The following is a 5,614-nucleotide window of genomic DNA, read 5'->3' as shown; positions in this document are numbered from 1 at the left end:
GCCCGGCGGGGCTGACGGGGTCGGCGGCGGAGCGGCGGCGGCTGGGGGCCGCCGCCCGGGCGCGGGCCGGCGCCTTCCGGCTCGACCAGGTGCTGGACAGGTGGGAACGGCTTTTCACCCACCTGTCCAGGTGACCGTCAGAGCTTCCGGGTCAGAGCACCGGCTCGGTCAGCTCGTGCGAGTCGGCGCGCTGCCGCGGCACCCCGCCCGGCGTCTGCTGGCCGGAGGTGAGCAGGGCGGCGACCGGGCTCGGCTCGCGCAGCCGGTTGAGCCGGTCGCGCACCGCCTTGCGCAGCCGGCCGGCGCGGCGCTTCTGCAGCGTCTTCTGGCAGGACAGGACGTGCTCCTTGGCCGCCGGCGACGCGCCGGTCAGCTCGTAGCCGTTGGCCTCCAGCCGCCCGCCGAGCACGTGCTCGCACAGGGCGACCTCCCAGTCCTCCAGCCGCTTGCCCCAGCTTCCCACCCGGGCCCGGGTGACCTCGCCGTGCGTGTTGCTGTGCCACACCTTGTGCGCGGGCACCGCCACGCTGGCCGCCTCGCGCGGCGAGGCCATGGCGGGCACGAACTCCTCGTCGAGGAAGTGGCACAGCTTCTTCAGCTCGGTCGCGGGGTCGTCGGTGAGGTCCTCGTAGCGCAGCTCGTAGTAGCTGTCGCCGGGCATGCTGCGGCGCAGCTTGACGCCCGCGTCGATGGCCTCGGCCCAGGTGGCGACCGCGTGGAAGGAGTCGAGCGTGTACCAGGGCATCTCCTTCAGGGAGGCGACGCAGTCGCGGCCGTCCCTGATCAGGTGCACGATCTGGGCGTCGGGGAAGAGCCTGAGCAGGATGTCGACCTGCTTGACGTAGCTCGGCCGCTTGTCGCCCCAGCGGGCCTTGTCGAAGCGGTCGGCGTACATGCGGAAGGCGGTGCCGATCACCGAGCCGAGCGAGCCGGGCCCCTCGGCCGCCTCACGGATGAAGTCGGCCTTGCCGATCTTCAGCTCACGGAACTTGGTGCTGCGGTCGCTGGTGATCCACTCCGCCAGCGCGCGGCGGCGCTGCTCGACCCGCAGGTCGCCGAACGCCCGCCGCCGGTAGTACGCCGGCACCAGGAACCTGGTCTCCGGCGGCACCGCGATCCGCGGGTGCGAGTGGAGCATGAGCTGCAACATTGTGGTGCCGGAGCGCGGGCATCCCACAACAAAAATCGGCCTGTCAGACATTTCAACCCCCGAAAAGACTTCAGACGAGAACGTGCTCCCGGCCGCCCCGGGAAAGCACGCTGTGCCGGCGCGAGAAAAGCCACATCCGGTAGACGAGGAAGACCTCGTTGGCCAGGAGCAGGACACTGGCGGCCACGGCGAGCGGGATCAGCGCCACTGTCCCCACGAGCGGCGCGACCACGAACACCGCGGCGTGGAACTCGATGCCGCTGATCAGGTGGGAGCGGACCCGGTGGCGGGCCAGGTACCGGTTGAGCCGCCGCAGGAAGCTGACCCGCCGCTCCCGCACCGGGGCGACCACGGGCTCGTCGGCCACCGCCGCGCCCACGGGCTCGTCCTCGCTCTCGTCGCTCTCGTCGCCCGCCTCGGCCTTGATCGCCTCGCGGACCCGCTTCATCTGCGGCGCGTTGACGTAGCGGAACAGGTCGAGCACGGCCACCGCGGCGCCCAGGACGACGTAGCTCACGTCACCGGTGATCGCGTACTGTCCGTAGGCGAGCCCGGCCGCGCAGAACACCACCCTGATCCGGTCGCCGACGTAGTCCAGCCACAGCCCGAAAGGCGTCCCCGTGCCCTTCAGGCGGGCGATCTTGCCGTCCAGGCAGTCCACCATGAAGCTCAGGTAGAACATCGCCGCCCCCGCGGCGAGCTGGTCCATGGCCAGGCAGGCGGCCGACGCCATGCCGAGGACCAGCGAGATCACCGTGAGCTGGTTGGGCGTCAGCCGCGTGCGGTTGGCCACCACCAGGGCCGCCCGGCAGGCGACGGGGTCCACGAAGTACACGGTCCACCAGGAGTCTCTCCGCTTGCGTGTCGCGTGGACGTCATCGAGCGAATAGGTCCTCATGGACTCCAAGCATGGCCACGCGCCGTCACAGCATCATGACGCTCTGCAACTACTGGGGCATGTCCATGCCGGTTCTTGACCATCCCGGCACCGACAATCGCCAGGCCTTCCTGGCCTGGCCATCACGAAAGCACCCTTTCAGCACCAGACCGCGCGTCTCGGCCCTGGCGTACAGCCGCCAGCTCGGGCCGCCCCCTTCGAGCCGCCGCGGGTCGATCGCCGTCACGAAGCCCCTGGCCCCGGTACGCCGCACGTCCAGCGGCACCCGGAGCCGGCCGTCGCCCAGCCACAGCCTGACCCGGCCCGGCCGTCTGTCCACGCGCTGGATGGCCACCTGGCCGCGCACCTGGAACGCGCCGCCGGTCCACCGGCACTCGTCGACGGTGGCCAGCAGCCGCAGCTCGTCGCGGGCGTCGAAGACCGAGTCGGGGATCCTGAGCGTCCTGTCCCGGAAGTACGGGTAGTCGCCGTACCAGCCGGTCGAGCGCAGCCCGCGCGGCACCACGCGGACGCCGTCCGCCCTCTCGCGCCGGAACCTGCGCACCTCGCGCAGCTCCTCGACCAGGCCGCGCCGCAGCAGGTGCAGTTCGAGCCTGCGCAGCGACGGCACCGAGCCGAGCGCGGCGCGGCTCACCCCGTCCAGCCACTCGTCGGCGAGGTCCAGCAGCGCCTCGACCTCCTCGCCCTCGGCCCGCTCCAGCGCCTGGAACAGGAAGACGACGTCCTTCTCCAGCACCAGCCCGTCGAAGGCGTCGATCAGCTCGGGCGCCTGCCCGGCCAGGAACGCCCTGACGGCCCGGATCGCGGTCAGCCGCTCGGCCAGGTTCGGCAGCTCGGCCCGGCGCTGCGTGATCGACGTCTCGCCCTCCTCGCGCTCGCGCCAGTGGTAGACGACGTCGGGCAGCACGTCCACCCCGGCGGCCAGCACGTGGGCGCGCATGCTGAGCGGCACGTCCTCGTAGATGCCGGCCGGGAACTCCAGCCCGTGCTCGCGCCAGAAGTCGCCGCGGTAGACCTTGTTCCACACCGTGCGATCCCTGACCAGCACCCGCCGCTCCAGGATGTGCGAGCGCCGCGCGTGCCGCCTGAACGCCCTCTCGTGCAGCGACGACGCGCCCAGCCCGCCCTCCCGCAGCCGCAGCACCCCGCCGCACGCGAGGTCCGACCCGCTCTGCCGCAGCGAGCCGACCAGCAGCTCGTACGCCCTGGGCGGCACGACGTCGTCACCGTCGGCGAACGCCAGATAGGCGCCCCTGGCCAGCCGGATCCCCGTGTTGCGGGCCGGGCCCGGCCCCTGGTTCGGCTGCCCGACCAGGCTGAAGCGAGGGTCGCGGGCCGCGAACTCCGCCGCCACCGCCGCACTGCCGTCCACCGAGCCGTCGTCGACCACGATGACCTCGATGTCGCGCAGCGTCTGCACCGCCAGCGACTTCAGGCACTCGGTGATGTACGGCTCGACGTTGTAGACGGGGACGACGACGCTGAGCATGGGCATCATGCCGGGGGACTCCCTCTAAGTCGGCGTGGCTGACCGAGGGCAGCATGCCCTGACCGTCACCCCCGGCGGTCGTTCGATGCCCGTCCCTGATCAGCTCTTTACCGGACACGGATCCGCTACCTTGTGCACTGGATCGAGCACGCAAAGTAGGGGGAGACCGTGCTGAGAGCCGTACACGACCACGAGGTTCCCGATCTGCGCCGATGGCGCAACCATCCGCGCGTGCGGGCGTCGAGCCTCACCACGCACGTCATCGCCGAGACCGAGCACACCCGCTGGTGGGCGGGCGTGTGCCGCGACCCGGCCCGTCAGGTGCTGATCTACGTGCACGAGGGCGCCGCGGCGGGCGTGGTGACCTTCTCCGGGCTGACGCCCGGCTCACTCAGCGCCGAATGGGGCTTCTACCTGGACCTGGACGGCCTGGAGCGCACGGGGGCGCTGTTGCCGGCCTGGATCGGGCTGGAGCGCTCGGCCATCGACCACGCCTTCGGCCCGCTCGGGCTGAGCACGCTGCGCGGCGAGGTGCTCGCCCGCAACGAACCGGCCAGGGGGCTGCATCGCCGCTTCGGCTTCACCGAGGTCGCCGTCTACCCGCGCGAGGTCGGCGGGGTGCGGCGCGACGTCATAGCCGTCCAGCTCAACAGGGAGGACTACTCGTGATCTCCATCGCGGGCCACCGGATCGGCGCGGGACACCCGCCGTTCGTCATCGCCGAGATGTCCGGCAACCACAACGGCCGCCTCGAACAGGCCCTGGCCATCGTCGACGCGGTCGCCGACAGCGGCGCCCACGCGCTGAAGCTGCAGACCTACCGGCCCGACACGATCACCGTCGACGCCGACGGCCCGGCCTTCCGGCTGAGCGACGGGCACGAGCTGTGGGGCGGCGAGCGGCTCTACCGCCTGTACGAGCGGGCGCACACGCCATGGGAGTGGCATGAGCCGATCTTCGCCAGGGCGCGCGGGCGGGGGCTGGTCGCCTTCTCCTCACCGTTCGACCCGACGGCCGTCGAGCTGCTCGAACGGCTCGGCGCGCCGGCGTACAAGATCGCCTCCTCGGAGATCGTCGACCTGCCGCTGATCAGGCTGGCCGCCGCCACCGGCAAACCGCTGATCATCTCCACCGGCATGGCGTCCGTCGGCGAGATCCACGCCGCCGCCGAGACCGCCCGCGCGGCCGGGTGCGCCCAGCTCGCCATGCTGACCTGCACCGCCTCCTACCCGGCCGCGCCCGCCGAGAGCAACCTGCGCTCGCTGCCGCTGCTGGCCGGGCTCACCGGGGCGGTCGTCGGCATCTCCGACCACACCCCGGGCATCGGCGCCGCGCTGGCCGCCGTCGCGCTCGGGGCCTGCCTGATCGAGAAGCACGTCACCATGGACCGCGGCGACGGGGGCGTGGACTCGGCGTTCTCACTGGAGCCGGCCGAGCTGGCCACGCTGGTGGTGGAGAGCGAGCGGGCCTGGCAGTCGCTGGGCAGCGCGGTCATCGGGCCGCGGGCCTCGGAGAGCGAGGGGCTGCGGTTCCGGCGGTCGCTGTACGTCGTACGGGACGTGCGGGCCGGGGAGCCGGTGACCGAGCACAACGTACGGTCGATCCGGCCGGCGGGCGGGCTGCCCCCGGCGGCGGCGGCCGAGGTCATGGGCCGGCGCTTCGCCCGGGACGCCACGATCGGCACCCCTTTGACGTGGGACCTCGTCTAGCGTCCTGGTTGATCTGAGACAGCATCCCGCTTGATCTGAGACAGCGTCCTGCTTGACCCGAAACCTCGTTCAGCGTCCCGTTCGGAGCAGGCGCAGCAGCGCGTCGGCCACGCGTTCCCTGCCGCGGCCGTCCACCAGCCCGGCGCCCCGCCTGCCGTACTCCTCGCGCTCGGCCGGGTCGCCGAGCAGGCGGGCCAGCACCTCCACGGCCGCCGTGTCGGGCGCCGGCCCGAGCCCCGCCGCGATGCCGCCGCCGACCAGCGCCTCGTAGCCGATCAGCTGGTTGGCGGCGACCCAGCTCAGCGCGGCGGGCGCGCCCAGGTGGAGCAGCTCCCAGACGGGCCAGGCCCCCCCGGTGGCCACCCGGA

6 protein-coding genes are annotated in these 5,614 nt (G+C 72.3%); 2 read left to right on the top strand and 4 right to left on the bottom strand.

Annotated features, from left to right (window positions below; translation table 11 throughout):
- Positions 1-151: 151 nt before the first annotated feature.
- Genes KME77_RS26905 through KME77_RS26895 form a run of 3 tightly spaced genes read right to left on the bottom strand, consistent with a single transcriptional unit; the run spans position 152 to position 3,546 of the window.
- The gene (locus tag KME77_RS26905) at positions 152-1,201 is read right to left on the bottom strand and encodes a sulfotransferase family protein (protein ID WP_219471739.1); all 1,050 of its coding nucleotides are present in this window, start codon (positions 1,199-1,201) and stop codon (positions 152-154) included.
- A gap of 19 nt (positions 1,202-1,220) precedes the next feature.
- A complete protein-coding gene (locus KME77_RS26900) occupies positions 1,221-2,048 on the bottom strand; it encodes a CDP-alcohol phosphatidyltransferase family protein (protein WP_219471738.1) in 828 nt (275 codons plus the stop codon).
- Between the two features lie 49 nt (positions 2,049-2,097).
- A complete protein-coding gene (locus KME77_RS26895) occupies positions 2,098-3,546 on the bottom strand; it encodes a glycosyltransferase family 2 protein (protein WP_219471737.1) in 1,449 nt (482 codons plus the stop codon).
- 159 nt (positions 3,547-3,705) lie between these two features.
- Between KME77_RS26895 and KME77_RS26890 the strand changes: the two genes are divergently transcribed.
- Together KME77_RS26890 and pseI are read left to right on the top strand one after the other, a co-directional pair.
- The gene (locus KME77_RS26890) at positions 3,706-4,206 is read left to right on the top strand and encodes a GNAT family N-acetyltransferase (RefSeq protein ID WP_219471736.1); all 501 of its coding nucleotides are present in this window, start codon (positions 3,706-3,708) and stop codon (positions 4,204-4,206) included.
- Positions 4,203-5,246, top strand: a complete 1,044-nt coding sequence (gene pseI / locus KME77_RS26885) for a pseudaminic acid synthase (RefSeq protein ID WP_219471735.1) — start codon at positions 4,203-4,205, stop codon at positions 5,244-5,246. Before KME77_RS26890 ends, pseI begins: the two co-directional genes overlap by 4 nt.
- 69 nt (positions 5,247-5,315) lie before the next feature.
- Here pseI and KME77_RS26880 read toward each other — a convergent pair.
- Positions 5,316-5,614: hypothetical protein (locus tag KME77_RS26880; RefSeq protein ID WP_219471734.1), on the bottom strand; the 299-nt coding region annotated here is incomplete at its 5' end.

The sequence above is a fragment of the Nonomuraea rhizosphaerae genome (assembly GCF_019396405.1).
In the GTDB taxonomy this organism is placed as follows: domain Bacteria; phylum Actinomycetota; class Actinomycetes; order Streptosporangiales; family Streptosporangiaceae; genus Nonomuraea; species Nonomuraea rhizosphaerae.
Note: the sequence above shows the minus strand (reverse complement) of the source record. Positions and strands in the feature narration are given on the sequence as shown.